The 19421-nt window shown below is 59.8% G+C and carries 25 protein-coding genes; 5 read left to right on the top strand and 20 right to left on the bottom strand.

Features of this window, described 5'->3' with window-relative positions:
• Positions 1-53: 53 nt before the first annotated feature.
• Together WX88_RS25165 and WX88_RS25160 are read right to left on the bottom strand one after the other, a co-directional pair.
• A complete protein-coding gene (locus WX88_RS25165; protein ID WP_046247200.1) occupies positions 54-758 on the bottom strand; it encodes a nucleotidyl transferase AbiEii/AbiGii toxin family protein in 705 nt (234 codons plus the stop codon).
• Entirely contained in the window at positions 748-1296 is a 549-nt protein-coding gene (locus WX88_RS25160) for a hypothetical protein (protein ID WP_046247199.1), read from the bottom strand. Before WX88_RS25160 ends, WX88_RS25165 begins: the two co-directional genes overlap by 11 nt.
• A 171-nt stretch (positions 1297-1467) precedes the next feature.
• On the opposite strand from WX88_RS25160, the gene WX88_RS25155 reads away from it, so the two are divergent.
• The gene (locus WX88_RS25155; protein WP_046247198.1) at positions 1468-1650 is read left to right on the top strand and encodes a nuclear transport factor 2 family protein; all 183 of its coding nucleotides are present in this window, start codon (positions 1468-1470) and stop codon (positions 1648-1650) included.
• Between the two features lie 276 nt (positions 1651-1926).
• On the opposite strand, the gene WX88_RS32245 is transcribed toward WX88_RS25155, so the two are convergent.
• The gene (locus WX88_RS32245) at positions 1927-2397 is read right to left on the bottom strand and encodes a T9SS type A sorting domain-containing protein (RefSeq protein ID WP_394331766.1); all 471 of its coding nucleotides are present in this window, start codon (positions 2395-2397) and stop codon (positions 1927-1929) included.
• Positions 2398-3336: 939 nt separating this feature from the next.
• Between WX88_RS32245 and WX88_RS25145 the strand changes: the two genes are divergently transcribed.
• From WX88_RS25145 to WX88_RS25135, 3 genes are all read left to right on the top strand, one after another.
• Entirely contained in the window at positions 3337-3981 is a 645-nt protein-coding gene (locus tag WX88_RS25145) for a hypothetical protein (protein ID WP_156176425.1), read from the top strand.
• Between the two features lie 459 nt (positions 3982-4440).
• A complete protein-coding gene (locus WX88_RS25140; RefSeq protein ID WP_046247195.1) occupies positions 4441-4767 on the top strand; it encodes a hypothetical protein in 327 nt (108 codons plus the stop codon).
• Positions 4768-5483: 716 nt separating this feature from the next.
• Positions 5484-6062, top strand: a complete 579-nt coding sequence (locus WX88_RS25135; protein WP_046247194.1) for a recombinase family protein — start codon at positions 5484-5486, stop codon at positions 6060-6062.
• 282 nt (positions 6063-6344) lie between these two features.
• Here the strand turns inward: WX88_RS25135 and WX88_RS25130 are convergent, their stop codons facing one another.
• On the bottom strand, positions 6345-6818 hold the full coding sequence (locus tag WX88_RS25130) for a VOC family protein (protein ID WP_046247193.1): 474 nt from the start codon (positions 6816-6818) through the stop codon (positions 6345-6347).
• A gap of 92 nt (positions 6819-6910) precedes the next feature.
• Positions 6911-7564 carry a nitroreductase family protein gene (locus WX88_RS25125; protein ID WP_046247192.1) on the bottom strand — a complete coding sequence of 218 codons (654 nt, stop codon included), beginning with the start codon at positions 7562-7564 and terminating at the stop codon, positions 6911-6913.
• Positions 7565-7689: 125 nt separating this feature from the next.
• Between WX88_RS25125 and WX88_RS25120 the strand changes: the two genes are divergently transcribed.
• Complete coding sequence (locus WX88_RS25120; RefSeq protein ID WP_046247201.1) at positions 7690-8016, top strand: winged helix-turn-helix transcriptional regulator; 327 nt, start codon at positions 7690-7692, stop codon at positions 8014-8016.
• A 207-nt stretch (positions 8017-8223) separates the two neighbouring features.
• Here WX88_RS25120 and WX88_RS25115 read toward each other — a convergent pair whose 3' ends face one another.
• From WX88_RS25115 to WX88_RS25050, 15 genes are all read right to left on the bottom strand, one after another.
• The gene (locus tag WX88_RS25115; RefSeq protein ID WP_046247191.1) at positions 8224-9297 is read right to left on the bottom strand and encodes an NAD(P)H-dependent flavin oxidoreductase; all 1074 of its coding nucleotides are present in this window, start codon (positions 9295-9297) and stop codon (positions 8224-8226) included.
• 229 nt (positions 9298-9526) lie between these two features.
• A complete protein-coding gene (locus WX88_RS25110; RefSeq protein WP_046247190.1) occupies positions 9527-9934 on the bottom strand; it encodes a cupin domain-containing protein in 408 nt (135 codons plus the stop codon).
• Positions 9935-9994: 60 nt separating this feature from the next.
• Positions 9995-11293: an epoxide hydrolase family protein gene (locus WX88_RS25105; RefSeq protein ID WP_046247189.1), complete on the bottom strand. Its 1299-nt coding sequence runs from the start codon at positions 11291-11293 to the stop codon at positions 9995-9997.
• 49 nt (positions 11294-11342) lie between these two features.
• Positions 11343-12017 carry an alpha/beta hydrolase gene (locus tag WX88_RS31075; RefSeq protein ID WP_197076940.1) on the bottom strand — a complete coding sequence of 225 codons (675 nt, stop codon included), beginning with the start codon at positions 12015-12017 and terminating at the stop codon, positions 11343-11345.
• Between the two features lie 36 nt (positions 12018-12053).
• Complete coding sequence (locus WX88_RS31070; protein WP_197076939.1) at positions 12054-12614, bottom strand: epoxide hydrolase family protein; 561 nt, start codon at positions 12612-12614, stop codon at positions 12054-12056.
• 171 nt (positions 12615-12785) lie between these two features.
• The gene (locus tag WX88_RS25095; RefSeq protein ID WP_046247188.1) at positions 12786-13241 is read right to left on the bottom strand and encodes an organic hydroperoxide resistance protein; all 456 of its coding nucleotides are present in this window, start codon (positions 13239-13241) and stop codon (positions 12786-12788) included.
• Between the two features lie 73 nt (positions 13242-13314).
• On the bottom strand, positions 13315-13551 hold the full coding sequence (locus WX88_RS25090; RefSeq protein WP_046247187.1) for a DUF2798 domain-containing protein: 237 nt from the start codon (positions 13549-13551) through the stop codon (positions 13315-13317).
• Between the two features lie 52 nt (positions 13552-13603).
• Positions 13604-14461, bottom strand: coding sequence for an oxidoreductase (locus WX88_RS25085; RefSeq protein ID WP_046247186.1), 858 nt, complete (start codon positions 14459-14461; stop codon positions 13604-13606).
• 73 nt (positions 14462-14534) lie between these two features.
• The gene (locus WX88_RS25080; protein ID WP_046247185.1) at positions 14535-15122 is read right to left on the bottom strand and encodes a TetR/AcrR family transcriptional regulator; all 588 of its coding nucleotides are present in this window, start codon (positions 15120-15122) and stop codon (positions 14535-14537) included.
• 345 nt (positions 15123-15467) lie between these two features.
• Positions 15468-16418 (bottom strand): nitrilase-related carbon-nitrogen hydrolase, encoded by a 951-nt coding sequence (locus tag WX88_RS25075; RefSeq protein WP_046247184.1) that lies wholly within the window; start codon positions 16416-16418, stop codon positions 15468-15470.
• 191 nt (positions 16419-16609) lie between these two features.
• On the bottom strand, positions 16610-16990 hold the full coding sequence (locus WX88_RS25070; RefSeq protein WP_046247183.1) for a nuclear transport factor 2 family protein: 381 nt from the start codon (positions 16988-16990) through the stop codon (positions 16610-16612).
• Between the two features lie 68 nt (positions 16991-17058).
• The gene (locus WX88_RS25065; RefSeq protein WP_046247182.1) at positions 17059-17793 is read right to left on the bottom strand and encodes an SDR family NAD(P)-dependent oxidoreductase; all 735 of its coding nucleotides are present in this window, start codon (positions 17791-17793) and stop codon (positions 17059-17061) included.
• A 12-nt stretch (positions 17794-17805) separates the two neighbouring features.
• Positions 17806-18024 (bottom strand): tautomerase family protein, encoded by a 219-nt coding sequence (locus WX88_RS25060; protein WP_046247181.1) that lies wholly within the window; start codon positions 18022-18024, stop codon positions 17806-17808.
• An 11-nt stretch (positions 18025-18035) separates the two neighbouring features.
• Positions 18036-18587, bottom strand: a complete 552-nt coding sequence (locus WX88_RS25055; protein WP_046247180.1) for a YceI family protein — start codon at positions 18585-18587, stop codon at positions 18036-18038.
• Positions 18588-18708: 121 nt separating this feature from the next.
• Positions 18709-19284, bottom strand: a complete 576-nt coding sequence (locus tag WX88_RS25050) for a Crp/Fnr family transcriptional regulator (protein WP_046247179.1) — start codon at positions 19282-19284, stop codon at positions 18709-18711.
• Positions 19285-19421: the final 137 nt, after the last annotated feature.

Raw genomic sequence — 19421 nt, 5'->3', positions numbered from 1 at the left:
AGAAATATACGTCCTGCTTCTGTCCGTCATTCCTAGACCACCTCATGCTGATGTTACCCGGCCCCATGCCCGGCGATATTTTCCAGGCGTCGCTCAATCTCCAGCCGACGCTCGTATCCCGAGCCGTAAGGCAAGGTCCATTCCACCGCTTCCCGAAAATCCGGATGGGCCAACAACTCCGTCACCCCTTGCTTAACGGCCACCTGCACCTCGTTTGCCGCGGCCGCGACTTCGCGAGCCAATTCCCGCCGGTTGTCAACCACGTGCACCAGATCTTCTAGGTCCTGACTCAGCCGTAAGTCGGCCCACCCGCGGTCCCGCAGGGCCACGAGCTTGGTGGCCACGAAGTACACCGGATGCAGGATGCGGATAGTTGTCTCATCGGGCAAGACGAAGGGAACGGCCTGGGCAAAGCCGGCTGGGTACCAGGGGTTGCTGAAGCCCAGGATCTCGGGCTCGGTGGGCATCAGGTCCAGGGTTAATCCTCGGTACTGCCACCGGCAAATCACGCCGGAGGCGATGTCGTTCACAAAGCCCAACCCCCGCAGGTCTTCTTCCAGCGCGTAGAAAGCCGAGCGCGGGGCCACTTCGATAATGCCGTCCACGTCGTCGGTCACGCGCGGCTCCGGAGATCCGGCCGGGGCTGTACTGTAGAGATTCACAACGGCCCCGCCCACGAACACCACCCGTTCGCGCAGCGGCCCGAGGGCCCGGGCCACGGCCATGAGCCGGGGCAGGTTGCGGGATTCAGCCAGCATGACGTGGGGCGGACACGGGCACCAAAGCTTCCTCGAGCAGTTTGGCGGCCAAGTGGCGCTCGCGGGGCCGGCCCAGGCGGAGGGCATCGACCAGCGCCAGCAGTTCGTGCAACCGAGCGTCCTGCTGCGCGGCGGCGGCCGCTCCCGGATACAACGGCTCGACGGCGGCCCCCCAGACTTCGCCCGCCGCCAGTGGCCACACGTAGGCGGGTTCCACGCCAAAGGTATGACTGAGCGGCGGCGCACTCGGACCCGTTGCCAAGCCGCGTGCGCGCGGCCCCGGGTGCACGGCGAACACGTAAGGCAAGCCGTGCAGCAGAAAATCCAGCAACGCCCGCCCGTGCACCCGGTACGAACCCGGGTCAGAAGCCAGCAGGCGGCTGTATCGGCACCGGGACAAGGACTCAGAAACTTCCGATGGGCTCAAGGAGAGTGCCCGCGCCAAGTCCTTGCCGAGCCACTGAGGGTTCTCTCCATCGGCGGCCAGCTTGAGCAATACGACTACATCCTGGGGCCGAAGTCCCTTGAATTTGCGCATGATTCACAATTTGCGAATTGCGAATATAGTACATAAAAGGGAATTTCCGAACAACGAGGAGAAACCCGCCGAGTCAGACGCGCCGGCAGGTACTTTGCCCCTTCGCTGCGACGAAAAAGCCGTGTTCGGCCAGCAACGGCGAAGACCATTTACTAGACCCTTTCCTCTGCGATGCACGCGAACGAACAACTGCTACACCGTTTTTACCACGCCTTTCAGCACCGTGACTATACGGGCATGGCCAATTGCTACCATCCCGACGCCACCTTCGAGGATGCGGCTTTCCAGTTGCAAGGAGCCGAAATAGGGAGGATGTGGGCCTTGGTTAAAAGGGTGGTACGGATGTTACAGTAGTTCGGCTATTGAATTGATCAACAAGAACAAGGCACAAAAGCGAGGGAGCTCGCCCCCCTACTCAATGCTTCCTAGCGAGCCGCTACAGACGGTAGCCGAAACCCCTAACCGCACTACGGGACCGTTTGACCGCTTTCCCGCATCCTGATTCAACGGTGCGGGCCAGCCATGTAACTGCTGGACCAATCTTTTAACCAAAGCCATTGTTCCTGCTGGTTAAACGGGTACTTTCTAAATAAAGCGGCCTATGCTCCTGCTTCTATTGGCTAACACTGCTTACTGCTGCACCTGTAAGCGTTTTTTGGCGGTGTGCCTCGTTCCGTTCTCTGTCAACTGTACAAGGTAGTCTCCCGGGGAGAGCCCGGCGAGCGACAAGACCAGTACAGAATCACGTGTCTGCCGTGTCTGCAAGAGGTGCCCACCTAGGGTAAATAGTTGCGCTTTCCACCCGCCCGACGTCGCAACCGCGAGTGTGACCTGGTCGGTTGCCGGGTTCGGATATAGGCGGGTTCGCTCGGCGAAGAGGGGCGTTTGGGGGACAGGCCGGGGATGGTTCGGCTGCTTACCTGGCGGCGCTACTACGGGATGAAGTACAGCATAACGAGGCAGGCTATCGAGGACCGTGCGAAAAAAGGGGCGAAGGGCCTGCAAGTCAAAGGCGAGCCGTTGACTGCCCGGTGCGGGGGGGCGTGCTCGGATCAGGGGGCCGTACTGGCCTCTTTGGATAGCGTTGTCGAGGTACACCATCTGCGCCCAGTTAGTGTTGAGTCCCTGGATAAACCGCGGCCGAATGCGCGCGGCATGGACTGCATAACTTGAATCGTCCACGCGTTCAATCACGTAAAAAAGTCGGCGCTGGCGGATGACCCGCGCCCAGAGCAAGGTGTCCCCTGTTTCGGCGGCGGTCAACAAGTTTAACTGCGTACGGGGGTTGTACGCCACCCGGAGGTGCTGCGTATCGCGCGCCGAGGCGAGGGTAAGTTCGCCCCCCAGTAGCCGTTGCAAGTTTTCCGCCTTTCCCCTGGGATAGGAACTGAAGGAGACAGGAGGGCCTTGCAGCTTGCTTGCCTCCTCACAACTACTGCACATCGCAATCGCAGCTAACCAGGACCAGCGGATAATAGCGCGAAACATGAGGTGAAATGCAGGGTGTCCGTAAAAGCCACCCTTTATCTCTCACAACCAGAAAGGTCACCTGTCGCAAGAAGCTTGCTTTATCCGACCGGCCTGTTCTTGCGCCGCGGCGGTGCGGCTGCCCAGCCTGCCGCACGCGCTATTGGGGGTTCGCTCAGAAAACGGAAGATATAGCACGTTAGGCGTGTCCAGATCGATAGCGGGTGTTCAAATTACTCTCTGAAAAAAGGCTCCAAAAACCGCGTTTATGGGGCCTTTTGGTGGGTAGCAAAAAGTGTTCAAAAAAGAAATCTAATTTGAACACGCTAACTGTCTGTTAATTTGAACTACCGTGGCTGTTGCAGAACTCTTAAAGGCAGGTAAAACCAATGTAGTCGAGCAGCCACGGGCGTGTAAAAGGCCCCTAGAATTGTCTCTCTACCGTGGTTCGACCTGTTGAAGCCCTCTTTAACAGAGTGGAACAGAGTTCTGCAACAGCCACTACCGTTTCTATGAACGCTTCCCCGGAAGCAGCTCTTTAAAATTGAGATAATGGAGAACGCCTCGCAGTTAGTGAAACAACTCAGCGCAAAAGAAAACAGACGCCTGCTGGCCACGCTTCACGCCCCCTATCGTTTGGATGTACTGGACCAATACGGGGCCACGGCGTACGATTTGCCCGATGGGCGGGTCTTGGTGGATTGGCAATCGCACGGGCACCTGTTTTTGAGCGTGGAGCACCTGCGGGCGGTCTACGGGCCGCGGGAAAGCAGCGCGGAGGCCACGCACCTTTTTGCGGGTATCTGCACCTTTTCGCCGGATTTTCCGGGCCAGGCGCCCGCGGCCGCCGTGCGCCTGCTGCAGCAACTCGGCGTGCCCGACCAGGGATTGGGGCCGTTGGTTCTGCGGGAAGTGGACCGGGCCTTGAACCGCCGGCCGCAGGCGGTGACGCTCGCCCCGGACGAGTTGTTTGGGGGATTGGTGGCACTCGTCGGGGAGGTCCTGCGGGCCGCGTTGCCCGACGCCCGTTGGCAGATGCGGTCCGCGCCTGGGTTTGACCTGCTGGAGCCGGTTATCGAGCGGCCCCCTTTTCGCACGCTCGACCCGGGCCTATTGGTCTACAAAGAGCTGTACGAGCACGCGCTCGAGCCGCGCGGGAGCATTTGCTTGCACGACCATGTAAAAGTGGAAATAGCGACGGCTGGTCTCCCTGCTTGATGACGCAACTAATTTCCGTAATTGCTAACAATACCCTCGTTCTAGTGAACGGGCACGTCGAGTTGAACACGTAGCAAAACGGCCTCTCCACCCCTCCAATAAACGGTATCAAAAAACGGCCCGGAAAACCCGCGTTTCCAGGCCGTTTGAGCACCTGCACCCTCCAGAAAACGACCGTTTGTTGGAGGCCACCGAGTTTACGAAACTCATCCCCAGCGGACGTTTCGTAAACGTTGATTCGTAGATGAGTTTCGGGAACCCTACCCGCCCCACAGTAGCGTCCTGGCCACCTGATAGTGGGCTGTCGCTAGTAGTTTAGCGAAAGGAAGGTAAGTTTGATAAAGGCCGGGCAATAGTTATTAATATTACAGTCGGTTTATTCAAACTTATCATGACCATTCGTGCCATACTTCTGGCGATTTAGTCATCTCTCTTGGAAGTCCACGACAATCGGCTAACATGGCACTAGACATCTGGCTTATATCCGAAACAGGACAAGGGGTAAAATATGTGCCCATCCACATGGCCACACATGATGCTATGTGGGATTGGAACCAGGTGAATCAACAGCATTTCCCCTTGCTGAGCCGCATGAATTGTTATTATGGGGCCGAAGGTGACGCTGAATTCCTGCCTGTCGAAATAGGGGACTTGCTTGCCGAGCTCCGTGGTTTTATGGATAGGCCCGACCTTCCATCTGCTTCAGAACTGGAAATGGAGCGCTTTATTCACTTGGCACAGGAAGCCCAGCGCGGCAGGCTGGGGTTGGAAGTACGAGCCGATTGAGGTGGGCTTGGGCAGCTTCATTGCCAGTATGCGTGACTTGCCTGACAAACCCTTGACGATGTGCGCTACAAGTTCAGGAAAACGGTGGTGGCTGTTGCAGAAGTCTTCACCTGGAGTGATAACGTACACCATAGTGCACTGTATGCACTTAAAGGACCATAACGCTGCCTATTGAGTGTCGAGAATACCTGGATCACCACCCTATCCGCTCGTTGTTTCGAGTTCTGCAAGGGGTTCTTGTTCCAAAAGGGCGGTTTTACACGCTAAGCAGTTAATCAATTGATTCATTGGTTATTGCCAACGGAAAATTTGAAGCCTATCAAAAAAGAAATCCTTTTTGATAGGCTTGGCATACCCTCTCAATTGCTCGGAATCGCCCTTTTTACAGGTGTTTGAGAGCTACCCTTTTTGATAAAGGGCTTAGCGTGTAAATCCGCCCGTTTGCAACAAGAACCCCAGTACGTGGGTCGAGTCCGTTCGCTGTTTGCCCCCGGCTTTGAGCCACTGCTGGTCCTGGCAACAGGTCAGGCCTTCTTATAGCAGTTGGGGGCTAAACTTACTCTAAGTAGTTTGTGATTAGGGCCAGAAAGCCATAGCTTTCCGAACCCCCACCAAGGCAAGCCCGCTACCCAGCAAACCGCTCAGAAGTTAGGGTCAGAAAGTCGGACCAAAAATAAATAACGGGTTATCTTTGTGAACCTGACTTTCTGACCCACATGAACAAAACCTTTGGCTACGCCCGTGTCTCCACCCTCGACCAGAACCTGGACACCCAACTCGACATCCTGACCAAGGCCGGGTGCGACCGCGTCTTTCAGGACAAAATCACGGGTATGAGCTTGCAACGGCCCGCGCTCGATGAGTTGCTGGGGCTGCTGCGCGAGGGCGACACGGTGCTAGTGGCGCGCTTCTTTCGCCTGGGCCGCAGCCGCGACCACGTGATTCACCTGATCAACTCGTTCCACCAGCGCGGCATCCACTTCAAGGCCCTGGACCTGGGCATCGACACGACGACGCCGGCGGGCAAGTTCATGCTCTCCATCTTCGCTTCGTTGGCCGAGTACGACCGCGAAAGCATCCTGGAGAAGACCAAGGCCGGCCAGCAGCTGGCGGCGGCCCAGGGCAAGCACATCGGCCGGCCCAAAGGGCTCGATGACGAGAACCTAGCTAAGGTGCGGAAAGCGCTGGACAAAGGCCTGTCCGTGGCCGAAATCGTGGGTCTAACGGGCATCAGCCTCTCCAGCGTCAAACGCTACCGCAAGCACCTGCAAGCAGCATTACCCCGTGGTACCTAGTCGGTATGGCTTCGCGTGTCAATCCGCTCCGTCGGAGAAATAACCGACCGAAAGCCGTAACCTCGGCCAAAAATCTGGTCCAATGCCAAAGCTTAATGGCCTGTAAAATTAAACACTTACGGGTGACAAAGAGGACGCAGCGGGTAGCCCCGACCTTCGTTTGCCGCGTTGGCTTTTCTCCTACTTAGGAGGTAGTTAACCAAACAGGGAAAATTCGCTGACTCGAAGGATTTTCGCTGTTTGGTCGACAGTACCTCTGGAAGGCCTGCTTTGCCATAGCCCTCACACCACGCTCTGAAACAACTCGATAATTTCACCGTTGAGACCTTCCACGAAAGCGATTCGGCAGCGCATCACCGCGTCGCCGTCGTATTGCGTCTCAAAGCTGGCCGGAGCGCCATCCCACAGGTCCCCGAAGGCCGAAGGCGTAGCGCCGGAAGCCAGCGCCTGCTGATACGTTTGGTCGACGTCCGGAACCCGCAACGTGAAATGGTGCACGTTGCCTACTTGTTGCGCCGCCGAGAGGGGCTGGCCGGCTCCCACAAAAATAAAGAGGTAGGTGTTGGGGGCTACTTCCAGCTTGCGCACGTTGACGGGCAGTTCAAAGCGTCCCTTCGACCCCTCGCCAACGGCCTTATTCCACTGCTGCACTACCTGACTGCCGAATACCTGTTGGTAAAAAGAGACCGTAGCGTCGGCATCCACAGCGAAAATGGCGATGTGGTTAATTCCCGGTTGAAAAGATTGAGTGGTCATGAATGTTGACTGAATGGAGTGAAAAATTTAGCCGGGTCGCAGCCCAACGGGAAGCAATTGCCCCGGCGACACAATGAATGGTTGTTGAGCGGTCAATTGCGTTGCGGGAAGGAACCCGCTGGGGCGCCCACGCCATAGAATTCGAGCACCTCGTCGATGGGCAGCCGGGGCTTGCGCGGCCAGTTGCCCGCTCGTGGCTGGCCGATGGTCAGCAGCAGGACCGGCACGTAGCGGTCAGCAATGGCAAACGCCTGCCGCAGCGCGGGCTCGTCAAAGCCAATCATTGGTCCGGTGGCCAGTCCCTTTGCCTGCGCTACGAGCATCAGGGTCATGGCCGCCATCGAAGCCGACCGGATGGCTTCCTCGCGGCGGAAAGCCGGCCGCTCCTCGTATAGTTGTTTGGCAAAAGCAATCCAGGTCGCGGCCGTTTCTGGAGAAAAAATGCCCGCCTGGACGGTCTGGTGCATGATTTCCGGGGCCCGGGTATGCGCCTGCATATCGCCCAGCACAATGAGCGTGACCGCCGCGTCCCCAACCTGTGCTTGGTTGAAGGCAATGGCCTGCAGCCGTTGTTTATCAGCCGTTGCGGTGACGGCAATAAACCGCCAATGCTGCAGGTTGAGGGATGACGGCGCCAGCGTGGCGTACTCCACCAACTCGCGGACAAGCGAGTCGGGCACGTGGCCATCGGGGTTGTAGTGCACCGTTGACAGACGGCGCTGGAGGAGTTCGGTGAGGGAGACCATAAGCAATGCTTCCTGGGAAAGAGAAGCAAAGCAAAAGTAGATACTCTACTAAACTTTTGTAACTGATAACATGTTTGTATACTAGTATAAAAAACGTTATTATCATTAAAAAACAAGCCGTTGTCGTGAAAAATAATGCCGATGTCTTTTGTCCCATCAGCCATGCCTTCACCGTACTGGGGGGCAAATGGAAGTTTACCATTATCAGCTACCTACTCGAAGGTCCGAAGCGGTTCAAGGAACTGGCCTTGTCAATCCGGGAAGTTTCGCCCCGGATGCTCACGCTAGTACTGAAGGATTTGGAAGTACAGGGGTTGGTGACGCGCACCGTATACCCGGAAGTTCCCCCGCGCGTGGTCTACCAGATTACGGCGCTGGGCGAAACGCTGGGGCCCTTGATGGCGGAAGTCAGAAAATGGGGGTTCTTGCACCGAGCTACCACGGGCCAGTAAACACCCGTCTGGCAGCTAAATCTGCTTGTTTGGAAGAAGAATGGAGAGCATCAACAAGTGTGGGGCACCTCAACTGTTTGGTCGGCGTGAACGGAGATAATTCGGCCAGCTGCTCAACCCGACATGGAGGTGCCCCACACTTTTTGATGCTCTCCTTATAGCAGCGGGGGGATAAAATGAACTGTCTTGCTCTGACATATGCATGCGCTACGCCAATAAACTTGTGGTTTCCTCTATCAAAGCTTCCATCAGTTCGGCCGCTTTCCGGTGCTTGAGGACGGGAGCAATTTGCCCGCCCCAAAAGAGTACCATATCTGTTTTCTGTTGCTCCAAGGCCGCTTTTCGCAAGGCCGACATGAACGTGGTTTGCAACGGAAAGGGAAGAATGCCGCTTTCCTTCCCACTCATATCGGTTGCCAATTGGTTACGCAGCCCCCGGCCCAAGCGCCCGGTAAATGCGCGGGTGAGGACCGTGTGGTTGGCGGCATCCGAAAAGAGTGCGGCTTTGTGAGCGGGCAGCGCCCCGGACTCTTCACAGGCCAGGAAGGCCGTGCCAATCTGGGCAGCATCCGCCCCCAGGGTGAAGGCCGCGGCGACGCCGCGGCCGTTGGCGATGCCCCCGGCGGCAATCACGGGCAGTTTGGTTTTTTCCTTGATGAGCTGGAGCAGCACAAAGGAGCCAGTCAGCGACTGCTCGGCCGGGGCCAGGAACGACGGGCGGTGCCCGCCGGCCTCGAAGCCCGACGCCACAATTAGGTCCACGCCGGCATTTTCCAGAGCCAGCGCTTCGTCCAGGGTGGTGGCGGCGCCCACCAGCCGGATATTGCGCCGGCGGCACTCCTCCAGAATCAGGGCCGAGGGAATGCCAAACATGAAGCTGAATACAGCGGGCCGAACATCCAGCACAACCTGGATTTGCTCCTCAAAACGGGGGGTAAAGGTGGGCGGCTTCAGGGGCAATTCCACGCCGACTTCCTCGAAATACGGGCTGAATTGCTTCCTTACCTGCTCGTAGTGGGCATCGCTCACCGTGCCGTTCAGGGCGTCCGTGTCCGACACCCACAGGTTCAGGTTGTAAGGCCTGTTGGTGGCGGCCCTAATCTTTTTGTCCACCGCATAAATCTCCGGCGCGCTCATCGTGTAGGCGCCGTACCCACCCAGGCCGCCCCGATTGGAAACGGTAGCCACCAGTTCGACCGATGATAACCCGCCACCGAACGGCCCTTGCAAAATGGGATACTGGATGCCGAGTAGCTCGGCGGCTTTGGTTTGGTACCACATGGCGTTGTTGTTATGAGGAACATGCAACAGAGCCACGGATGCCGAGAATAGTGGACTTTTGGGCCGCCATGGCGTTAATTCCTAAGTGAATAACTCAAAAGTCGACATCTCTCGGCTCCGAATCACATGACCTACATCACATTCGGCGCTGGGGCAGCGCTTGCTATCTGCTGCGCAGCTAATCGTGGCTAACGCGTGGTAAGGACGGCTCCTCGTTTGGCAGGCAAGTCTACTCGACCAAGGTCACGAGGGGTTTGCCTTTTTCCACTACGTAGGTCGCCAGCTCCGCTGCCCGGCCCCGGCCCACGTTTCGCGCGGCGTGCACCGTCCCGCTCGGAATGAAGAGGACCTGCCCGGCCGTGAGCGTCACGGGCGGTTGGCCAGCCACTTCGTATTCCAGCGAGCCTTCCAGCACGTAAATGATTTCTTCGCCCGGGTGCTTGTGCCGGCCAAAAGCGGCGCCGCGGTCAAATTCGATGCGCGCCTGAACCGTTTCCTGGCCCGGAGTAGCCAGGTCATGCTGCTGCAGCGGGACACGCCGGATGCTGGCTTGCTGCGCCTGCGCGGAGGCGGATAACAGCAAGGTTATTAGTCCCGCAAAAGCAAAAGCGCGGGCAAGGATGGCTTTACTTTTCATGACGATTGAACCTCGTGAAGGTTTATTAAAGTGAATCAAGGCAACAGGTGAAGGCTTGAGCTACCGCAAGGACGCGAAGGCGGCCCGCAACTCCTGCGTGAAAATCGTGGGCTGTTCCCAGGCCGCGAAGTGGCCGCCTTTGGCAGCCCGGTGGTAGTAGATGAGCTTGGGGTAGGCCCGCTCGGTCCAGCTCCGCGGCGCCTCGTACTGCTCGCCGGGAAAGACGCTCACTGCCACCGGAATTGTCACGCCCTTGGTGTTGAAGAAGCCGCCCTTGTACTCCCAATACAGCCGGGAGGCCGAAACGCCCGTGTTCGTGAGCCAGTACAAGGTAATGTTATCGAGGACTTCGTCGCGGGTGAGTTCTCCGGTGGCGCTGGTGGTGCGGTTCAGGGCCGCGGCAACGGCCGCGGCGGGCTGGGCATCGGCGTCGTTGTGGTCGAGCAGCCAGGCGGCGAGGCCGACGGGAGAATCCGCGATGCCGTACAAGGTTTGCGGGCGCGAGCCCATCAACCGGGCGTAGTCGACTTGCTTGAAGGTGCGTTGCAGCTGCTGATAGGCGCGCAGCTCGTCCGCCGAGAGGCCCGCGGGCGCCGGAGCGCCGGCCACCAGGGCCCGGTCTACGGCCGCCGGCACGGTAGCGGGCATGTTGGTGTGGATGGCCAGGAGCCCCGCCGGCGCCTGCAGGCCCATTTGGTCGACCACGAAGGCGCCCCAGTCGCCGCCTTGTGCCACGTAGCGGGTATAGCCGAGGCGTTTCATCAGCGTGTCCCAGGCGCGGCCCATGCGTTCGGGGCCCCAGCCGGGGCCGGTCGGCTTGCCGGAAAAGCCGTAGCCCGGCATCGAGGGAATCACGACATCGAAGGCATCCCCGGTTTTGCCGCCGTGCTTGGTGGGGTTGGTCAACGGCTCAATGAGCTTCAGCTGCTCGAGGATGGAACCCGGCCAACCGTGCGAAATCAGCAGCGGCAGCGCATTCGGCTGCTTCGACCGGACGTGGATAAAATGAATGTCCAATCCGTCGATGGTGGTCATGAATTGGGGGAAAGAATTGAGCCGGGCTTCCGCCTTGCGCCAATCGTAGCCCGTGGCCCAATACTGAGCGAGCTGCTGCATGGTCGCCAGCGGCACGCCCTGGGAATTATCGGTCACCGTTTCCTTTTCGGGCCACTTGGTGGCCCGGATGCGCGTGCGCAGGTTTTGCAGGTCGGCGTCCGAGGCGCGGGCCGTGAAAGGTCGAATGGCCTCGGCGGCAGTTGCTTGGGTCGTTTTTGCCGCCTGCGCGGCAGCGGGGCGAATGGGTAAAGCCAGGGCTACGCTGAGCAGCGCACCGACCATACCGTACGTGAGGTATTTCATTTTCTTAGGTTTTAAGGGCCCGTCCTACTGTATCGAAGGGCCGGCGGCGTTAGCGAAGCGACCGGAAAGCGGCGCGCAGCTCGGTCGCGAAAGTTTGGGGCTGCTCCCAGGCGGCGAAGTGGCCGCCATTCTCGGCTGCGTGGAAGTAAATCAGGGAGGGATAGGCGCGCCGGGTCCAGGATTCCGGCGCTTGGTAGATTTCGTCGGGAAAGACCGTAACCGCCACCGGCAGCGAGATTTCCGCGGTTTTCTGCGCGGCGGCCACCACCAAGCCCCGGCCGCTGTTCTCCCAGTACAGCCGCGCGGAGGAGGCTGCCGTATTGGTCAGCCAGTACAGGCTGATGTCGTCCAGCAGCTGGTCGCGGGAGAGCAGGCGTTCGGGCTCGCCGTTGTTGTAATCCGACATCCAGGCCGCCAGCCCGGCGGGCGAATCCGTCAGCCCATACCCAATGAGCTGCGGGCGCGTGGCCATGAGCACAGAGTAGGCCCGGTTCTTTTTGTAGAAGGTGTTGAGCGACTCGAACGCCGCGCGTTCCGGGTCGGAAAGGCCGGCCGGCGCGGCACCGCTCCCTAGCAAGCCGCCCACCTCCGCGGGCACCGTGGCCGGCAAGCTGATGTGCACCCCCAGCAAGCCCGCCGGGGCCTGCCGCGCCAGCGCGTGCGAAACAACTGCCCCCCAGTCGCCGCCCTGGGCCACGTAGCGCGGGTAGCCCAGGCGCTGCATGAGCGTGGCCCAGGCGCGGGCAATGTGGTCGGGGTCTCAGCCCGGGCCGGTTGGTTTATCGGAAAGGCCAAAGCCGGGAATCGACGGAATCACTAGGTCGAAGGCATCCTCGGGGCGGCCCCCGTAGGCCGTCGGGTCGGTCAGCGGCCCCACCACCTGCAGCATTTCAAACACCGAGCCGGGCCAGCCGTGCGTGATGAGCAAGGGCAAGGCCTGCGGATGCCGCGAGCGGACGTGGATGAAATGGATGTCCAGGCCGTCGATGGTGGTCTTGTATTGCGGCAGGGCGTTGAGCTTTGCTTCGGCTTTGCGCCAATCGTAGTCGGTGCCCCAGTACGCCAGCAGGGCTTGCAGGTTCTTCAGCGGCACGCCCTGCGAGCGGTCGGCCACGGTTTCCTGTTCTGGCCACCGCGTGGCCCGGATGCGCTTGCGCAGGTCCGTCAGGGCCGCCTTCGGGATGTGAAGTTCGAAGGGGCGAATGGCTTCGGCGGGCGCGGCGGTGGCCGCCGCCCTGGGTTGCGCGCTACTGGCCGTGCTCAGCAGGGCCAGGGCGCCGGCCAGCACGTAGCTGGCGAAAATTGTTATTCGCGTTGTCATGGTTTGGGATGGTTGAGGAGCCGGCTTCGAGCGTAAATCACGCCGCCGGCGTTCCTGATAGTTGGCCCTGGCCGGGCAGGCTAAACCGCCTCCTTCATCGGGCCTCGGAGCCGGCCGACTACCACTGGCCCGCCCGGTGCAAGCCGGTGAGCCAGCGGCGCCGATGGATTATTACAGGAGGTTAAGGGCGACCTTGATGTTGCCGCGCGTGGCCTTGGAGTAGGGGCAGGTTTGGTGCGCCGCGTCCACCAGGGCTTGGGCTACTTCGCGCTCCACGCCGGGCACTTGAATGTTGAGCCGCGCCTGCAGGATGTACTCGCCGTTGACTTGGCACAGGTCGATTTCTGCGTCAATGGACGTTTCCTCCGGCAGCTTCACCTTCTGGGCTTTGGCGGCAATCTGCATGGCTCCCTCGAAACAGGCCGACCAACCGGCCGCGAACAGCTGCTCGGGGTTGGTGCCGGGGCGGGACGTGCCGGGCGTGGACAGCTTCACGTCCAGCCGGCCATCGGAGCTGCGGCTGGCTCCCTCGCGCCCACCCGTGGTGTGCGTGTAGCCCGTGTAAATGACTTGGGGAGAAGCAACGGGGGTTGCCGTTGCGGCGGAATCTACAAGATGATTGTTCATGGTTTTGGAATTGGATTTTAGGGTTGTTGAAACTGATTTAAAAAGCAGGTGAATGGCTTGCGCCGTTGGGGTTTCAGGCTTGCTGCGAGGCCCGGGCCGGCTCTCCCACCAGCATGCTGGTAAGACGTTGCACGAGCGGAGCAACCAGCAGAATGATGGGGATGACCACCACGTAGCCAATGGCCCAGGACTTCAACCAGACGCCCCCAAACCCGGGATGGAACCCCCGGTTGACGCCCAGGAGGATGAAAGAGACCAGGCCGGTCGTGACCACGCCCATGAGCAGGGCAAATACAACTCGTTGTTTCATTGTTGATTGAAGGTGAAAGGGTGTTTAGTTAGACCCGGGGCGGCCGGGCCTGTTAGGCCACTGGCTGATTGTTCCGGTCTGTGCTCACCGCAATGCTTTCCCACTCGCTCACTTCCGCGGTCATGGTCTCCACCTTGGCGCGGAAGGAGGCCACGGCATCTTTCCCCACGGGCAGGTGCACCGGAGCCGTGGCGCTGGCCGCGAGCTGCAGCACCACTTGGGCGAGCTTGGCCGGGTCTCCGGGCTGGTGGCCGTGAATCTGGCCGGCCGCCGACCGGGTGAGGCCCGCCGTAGGCGCGTACGCCTCCAGCACGCGGGCCCCCAGCACGTAGGAGTCCCCGGAGAGAAAATCGGTGCTGAAGAGCCCCGGCGCGAGCGCCGTCACTTGAATTCCCAAGGGGTTCACCTCCAGCGCCAATCCTTCGGAGATGCCCTCTACCGCGAACTTCGTGGAGGCGTACAGGCCAAAGCCGGGAATGGTGGCCTGGTAGCCAAACAGGGAAGAAAAGTTGATGATGTGGCCGGACCCCTGCTGGCGCATGTGCGGCAAAACGGCCTGCGTCACCCGCAGCAAACCGAAGACATTCGTCTCGTATTGGGTTTTGATTTCCTCCTCGGTGGCTTCCTCGAAAGCCCCCAGGAAACCGTAGCCGGCGTTGTTCACCAGCACATCGATGCGACCAAAGTGCTCGACGGCCTGCGCGACACCCGCGGCCACCTGCGCCGTTTGGGTCACGTCCAGGACCACCACCCGCAAATTGGAGTGGTTTTCCAGCGCGGCCTCCAGGTCCTGGACCCGTTTGCGAACGGTGGCAACCACCTGGTCGCCCGCCGCCAGAGCGGCTTTAGCGATTTCAAAACCGAACCCGCGCGAAGCGCCGGTTATGAACCATACTTTCTGAGTTTTCATGGGATTTAAAAATGGTGTTATGATTACTGACCAATCGGTCACTTATTGGGTAAAAAAATTAGGCCTTTGGAAATCAGGCGGCGTTTTCTTCGATTTCCTTCTTTAGGACGCCGGCAATCAGCTTCATGGCCTGGTTGTTCTGCGCCACCCGCGTCATCAAGATTCCGCCTTCGACCATGGCAAAGAGCTTGGTTGCGAATTCCGACGCGTTCCAATCGGGTTTGAATTCATCGTTGGCAATGCCGGCTTCGATGATGCGGCGAAAATTTTGCTGCGCGCCTTCAACCACGGCATTCACCTTCTTGCGGACTACTTCGTTGGTGTCATCAGCTTCGGTGCCGAAATTGAGCAGCGGACAACCTCCTAGCAAGGGGGGCTGCATGGGGTCCAGGTGCAGGTCGATGTAGGCGAAAAGCTGGGCTTTGGCGGTCTTCTGCCGGCCCATGGTGGTCCGCACCACTTCCGACAAACGGCCAAGCTGGTAGTCGACTACCTCGTGCACCAAGTTCTCTTTGTTTTCGAAGTGCACGTACAGGCTGCCTTTGGCCAGTTTGGTCACCGTGAGGATGTCGCTCATCGAAGTACCCGCCACGCCCTTGGTATTGAAAAGCGGGGCCGCTTTCTCGATAATCAACTGTTTGGTTCGCGCTGCCTTGCTCATGGCCGGAAAAGGATTTCGGTACCCGAAGAGCCGCTGAGGGCCAACTGTTGCCGGGGCTTTTATTTGATACAAAGGAAGGGGAGAAAATGAGGGCGATGACGTGACCTGGGTCACTTTCTGCGCTTTGCCCGACGAGCGGAACCGCAAGCTTGGCGCGGTTCCAAGGGAGGTAGCGTGGACTCTGTGAGCCCGCGCTTGCCAGAACGACGAGACTCGAACGGCGCGACTGGGACGCGGACTCGCAGAGTCCACGCTACGGGTTAAGCTCGTTATTCGGAGCAGGAACCCGGCGTTGCCGGGCGCGGGCCTCCTAAAGCAGGTCGCCCGCTTCTTGCCGCTGGCAGACTAGGCTGCTGCCAAAGGGGCCGGCTGCTCGTGCGCGGGAGCGGTTGGCGTCCGGTTGATGAGCAGGCTGAGTAGCTCGGGGCGGCTGTAGTGCCCGCGGGTATCGATGAGCCGCTTGCGGGCATCAATCAGCGCAAAGTCAAGCTCGGCAATGACTTCGCCTTCGCCGGCTTTGAGGGGCTCGCCAATCAGCCGCCCGTCGGGACTCACGATGGCGGTGAAGCAGCCGCCCGAAATGGGTTCAATCGAACACCCCGTGTCCTGCATGATTTGCGCCTGCTGGTCGGCATTCAGCCAAGCCGTGGCGCACACAACGAAGCAGCCCGATTCCAGGGCGTGCTGGCGAACGTTGATTTCGGCTTGCTCCGCGAAAAGTGGGCCCGCGAACGAGCCAGGGTACATGGCCGAATGGATTTGCTCGCCGTCGGCAATCAGCGCGTACCGGGCCAGGGGGCTGTTGTGCTCCCAGCAGGCCAACTGCCCGATGCGCCCCGCGGCGCTATCGACGGCGCGCAGGCCCGAGCCGTCGCCCTGGCCCCAGACGATGCGCTCGTTGTAGGTCGGCGTGAGCTTGCGGCGGCGCTGAATCAGGGTGCCGTCGGCGTCGAAGAGCAGCTGCGTGTTGTAGACCGTGCCGCCGTCGCGCTCGTTGACGCCGATGGACACGACCATGCGGGCTTCCTTCGCGGCCTGGCCAATGGCGCGGGTTTCCGCCGACGGTACCGTCACCGACTCCTCCATCAGGCGCAGATGTTCCTTGGCCAGCGCATAGGGGGCCAGCACGAAGGAGAAGTAAGGGTAGTAGGGAATGATGGTTTCGGGAAAGGTGGCGAATTGCACACCTTGCTGGCCGAGCTCCCGGATTTTGGCAACAACCTTTTCGGTCGTACCCTGCCGGCTGTACAGCACGGGACTAATCTGCACGGCGGCAGCTTTGATGATGGTGTTCATGAGATTTTAAGTTGATATGATGGACTTTCTGCGTAGTGCCGGTTGGGGATGGTCAGGCAGTGCAGCCTGAAGCCGCCACGGTCTGTGGGCGCGGCTAGCCGGCAGCAGCACCGGGCAACAAGGCGGGCGCATGAGCTGGCCTGATTACGGCCGGCGCTGAGTGCGCTACCTGCCCTCATTCCTGCCCGACGCTATTCCTCAACGTGGGTGAGCATTTTGTTGACAATCCGCCACTCGCCGGCCACCTGATGAAAAGACAGCAGGTCGTAGTAGTTGAAGTCGAACATCTTCACCCGGACCTTGACCACGGCAATGGAATTGATGACCTCGATGTGGAGAACCTCGGTTTCGTACGCCTGCCCGGAGTCTTTGGGGCTGATGCGCTGGGCAACGCCTTCCAGGTACTGAGACAGGGTCTTGGCGTAGGGCTGGCCCTTGACATCGCCAAAGAGCAGGGCGTCAGGGTGAAAAACCTGGGTCAGGAGCGGCAGCTGGCCCTCGTAAATGCCAGCGAAGTAGTACTCGGTGAGCGCCCGGGTGATGGCGGCGCGCTCGGTTGCGTGAGCATTCATTTCTGGGGCGGGTGATGCCTCGAAGCCCGGTTTTGCGCCGGACCCCGAAGCAGTTTGACAATAGGACCTCAGTTCAGGTGATGGCCGGCGCCCATGCCGCCATCCACGTTGATGATGGTGCCGGTGACGTAGCGGTTCGTGGCCAGGGTGTAGACCATCTGCGCCACTTCTTCCACTTCCCCAATGCGGTTGAGCAGGTGCAGGCCGGCGCCCTTGTCGGCCTCGGCGCCGTGCATGGGCGTGCGGATTTGGCCAGCCGCGATGGTGTTGACGCGGATGTTATTCTTCCCAAATTCCGCCGCCAGCTGCACCGTAAGGGCGTGGATGCCGCCCTTGCTGGCCATGGGCGCCGTGGACGGGGCCCCGCCCAACGCGTGGAACACCAGGGGAGAGCTGAGGTTGATGACGGCCCCGCCCTGCTGCCGCAGCATTTGCGGGAGCACGGCCTGGGTGGTGAAAAACGTGCCCTTCAGGTTGGTATTCAGAAACTGGTCTAGGTAGGCTTCGTCGACTTCGAGGAAGGGCTTCGTGTCGTAGATGCCGGCGTTGTTCACCAGCACGTCAGCCGCGCCGAATTGCGCAACGGCGGTTTGCACGAGCTGCTCGCCAGTGGCTTTGTCGCTGACGCTGCCGGCGACGCGGGCCAGGTTGGGCCCGGCGCCCAGCTCGCGGTAGGCTTGCTCCAGCTTGGCGGGGGTAGTGGAGTTAATGACGACGTTGTGGCCTTGGGCCAGGAAGTAGCGGGCAATTTCTTTGCCGATGCCCGACGAGGCGCCGGTTACGATGACTGTGAGCTTTTTCATGGTTGCAGGTGGTTATTTGCGGTGTGCGGTAATGCCCTTCTCGCGGAGGACGGACGTTTGCTCGCCGGCATAGCCCCAGTCGTCAAGCTCGATTTCCTGGATGATGACGTGCGTCAGGTGGGGGTCCTTGTCGAGCACGTCGGTAATCAGGGCGGTCACGCCCTTAATCAGGAGCTGCTTCTGCTCCCGCGTAACCCCTTCGCGGGTTACTTCAATTTTGACGTAAGGCATGGCCGGGGCGCTTAAACGGTGGCCAGTGAAGGGACAGCTTCCGCCGTGAGCCGGGTGCTCAAATCGAAGTTGTTGTAGATGAGCGTGTCCCCCAGGTTCTGGAAAAAGTTACCCGAGCGGAACTTCATGCCGTATTTCGTACGGTCGACCGTGATTTTGCCGGTAGCACTCACGCGGTTGCCGGCGCGGCTTACCTCGGCATCAAAAGCCACGGGATGGGTAATGCCTTTGATGGTTAAATCGCCCAGGATGTGATACGAGCCGCCGGAGCGGGGCTTGGCCCGGCTGATTTCCAGGGTGGCATCCGGGTATTGCTCCGAGTTGAAAAAGTCGTCGGAAGCGAGGTGGCCCGCGAACTGGGCGTTGGTCGCGGCATCGGTAACATCAAGGATGGTGATGGACCGAATGTCGGCGATGAAATTTCCGCCGGTGAGCAAGTCATCGGTGAAAATCAGGGTGCCGGCTTTGATGGCGATGGTGCCGTTGTGGGCGCCGGTGACCTTGCGGCCCACCCAGTCGATGTTGCTCTGGGCGCCGAGGATGGTGAATGTTTGAGTGTTCATTTTCTTGTGGGTTAAATGATGACTCAAAATTCGATACCCCCCAACGGCGCATCGGGTGACCTATGTCACATTCAGCGCCGGGGCGGCACTATGTGATGTAGGTCACAAGGCTAGCGGGGCCTCAACGGGCGTGATACAGGCGGCTCAGCGTCTCGCGCGACACGCCCAAGTAGGCCGCAATCTGGTTTTTCGGCACAAAATTGTAGAGCTGCGGGTATTGCCTCAGCAGTTCTTCGTAGCGGTGCTTGGCGTCGGTGCTCATCAGCGAAAGCAGGCGCTTGTGGGCCGCCACGAACCCCTTATTGGTGCGCCAGCGAAAGAAATGTTCGACGGCGTGGATTTCCCGGCAGAGCTTCTCCCGGTCCGCCGACGTCAGACAGAGCAGTTCCACATCGGTAATGCAATCCACGCTGACGGTGGCCCGCTGGCCGGAGTACAGGGCGTTGTAGTCCGAGGCCCACCAAGTGGGCATGGCGAACTGCAGAATGAACATCTTCAGGTCGTCGGTGAGGTGAAAGGTTTTGACGCAGCCTTCGAGCACGAAATACTCACAGTCGACCTTGTCGCCGGCCCCGATGATGACTTGCCCTTTCTTGTACGCGTGCGGCTGGAAATGCGAAAAGAAGTAGTCAAACTCGTCGTCAGACAAGGAAACGGTTTTCGCGAGGTGCTGCTTGAGTAATTCTTTGGCGTCCATGGCAACAAAGGTTAGCGTGGTCAAAGGAGCATCGCGCCAGTCACATTTTTCCTCCCGCTCCGCCCTTGGTAAAGGTACGCCGGACGCAAGTGGAGAGCATCAAAAAGTGTGGGGCAATGGGGAGGCAAGCGTCTGGC

Origin of the sequence: Hymenobacter terrenus (assembly GCF_000972495.1) — a bacterium.
Taxonomy (GTDB): Bacteria; Bacteroidota; Bacteroidia; order Cytophagales; family Hymenobacteraceae; genus Hymenobacter; species Hymenobacter terrenus.
The sequence above is the reverse complement of the archived record's forward strand: the minus strand, read 5'-3'. Positions and strand labels throughout refer to the sequence as shown.

Excerpts from the sequence above, each read along its gene's own strand:
- WX88_RS25165 (WP_046247200.1), bottom strand. The coding sequence starts at position 758 with ATGCTGGCTGAATCCCGCAACCTGCCCCGGCTCATGGCCGTGGCCCGG.
- WX88_RS25160 (WP_046247199.1), bottom strand. The coding sequence starts at position 1,296 with ATGCGCAAATTCAAGGGACTTCGGCCCCAGGATGTAGTCGTATTGCTC.
- WX88_RS25155 (WP_046247198.1), top strand. The coding sequence starts at position 1,468 with ATGCACGCGAACGAACAACTGCTACACCGTTTTTACCACGCCTTTCAG.
- WX88_RS32245 (WP_394331766.1), bottom strand. The coding sequence starts at position 2,397 with ATGGTGTACCTCGACAACGCTATCCAAAGAGGCCAGTACGGCCCCCTG.
- WX88_RS25140 (WP_046247195.1), top strand. The coding sequence starts at position 4,441 with ATGGCACTAGACATCTGGCTTATATCCGAAACAGGACAAGGGGTAAAA.
- WX88_RS25135 (WP_046247194.1), top strand. The coding sequence starts at position 5,484 with ATGAACAAAACCTTTGGCTACGCCCGTGTCTCCACCCTCGACCAGAAC.
- WX88_RS25130 (WP_046247193.1), bottom strand. The coding sequence starts at position 6,818 with ATGACCACTCAATCTTTTCAACCGGGAATTAACCACATCGCCATTTTC.
- WX88_RS25125 (WP_046247192.1), bottom strand. The coding sequence starts at position 7,564 with ATGGTCTCCCTCACCGAACTCCTCCAGCGCCGTCTGTCAACGGTGCAC.
- WX88_RS25115 (WP_046247191.1), bottom strand. The coding sequence starts at position 9,297 with ATGTGGTACCAAACCAAAGCCGCCGAGCTACTCGGCATCCAGTATCCC.
- WX88_RS25110 (WP_046247190.1), bottom strand. The coding sequence starts at position 9,934 with ATGAAAAGTAAAGCCATCCTTGCCCGCGCTTTTGCTTTTGCGGGACTA.
- WX88_RS25105 (WP_046247189.1), bottom strand. The coding sequence starts at position 11,293 with ATGAAATACCTCACGTACGGTATGGTCGGTGCGCTGCTCAGCGTAGCC.
- WX88_RS31075 (WP_197076940.1), bottom strand. The coding sequence starts at position 12,017 with ATGCAGCGCCTGGGCTACCCGCGCTACGTGGCCCAGGGCGGCGACTGG.
- WX88_RS31070 (WP_197076939.1), bottom strand. The coding sequence starts at position 12,614 with ATGACAACGCGAATAACAATTTTCGCCAGCTACGTGCTGGCCGGCGCC.
- WX88_RS25095 (WP_046247188.1), bottom strand. The coding sequence starts at position 13,241 with ATGAACAATCATCTTGTAGATTCCGCCGCAACGGCAACCCCCGTTGCT.
- WX88_RS25090 (WP_046247187.1), bottom strand. The coding sequence starts at position 13,551 with ATGAAACAACGAGTTGTATTTGCCCTGCTCATGGGCGTGGTCACGACC.
- WX88_RS25085 (WP_046247186.1), bottom strand. The coding sequence starts at position 14,461 with ATGAAAACTCAGAAAGTATGGTTCATAACCGGCGCTTCGCGCGGGTTC.
- WX88_RS25080 (WP_046247185.1), bottom strand. The coding sequence starts at position 15,122 with ATGAGCAAGGCAGCGCGAACCAAACAGTTGATTATCGAGAAAGCGGCC.
- WX88_RS25075 (WP_046247184.1), bottom strand. The coding sequence starts at position 16,418 with ATGAACACCATCATCAAAGCTGCCGCCGTGCAGATTAGTCCCGTGCTG.
- WX88_RS25070 (WP_046247183.1), bottom strand. The coding sequence starts at position 16,990 with ATGAATGCTCACGCAACCGAGCGCGCCGCCATCACCCGGGCGCTCACC.
- WX88_RS25065 (WP_046247182.1), bottom strand. The coding sequence starts at position 17,793 with ATGAAAAAGCTCACAGTCATCGTAACCGGCGCCTCGTCGGGCATCGGC.
- WX88_RS25060 (WP_046247181.1), bottom strand. The coding sequence starts at position 18,024 with ATGCCTTACGTCAAAATTGAAGTAACCCGCGAAGGGGTTACGCGGGAG.
- WX88_RS25055 (WP_046247180.1), bottom strand. The coding sequence starts at position 18,587 with ATGAACACTCAAACATTCACCATCCTCGGCGCCCAGAGCAACATCGAC.
- WX88_RS25050 (WP_046247179.1), bottom strand. The coding sequence starts at position 19,284 with ATGGACGCCAAAGAATTACTCAAGCAGCACCTCGCGAAAACCGTTTCC.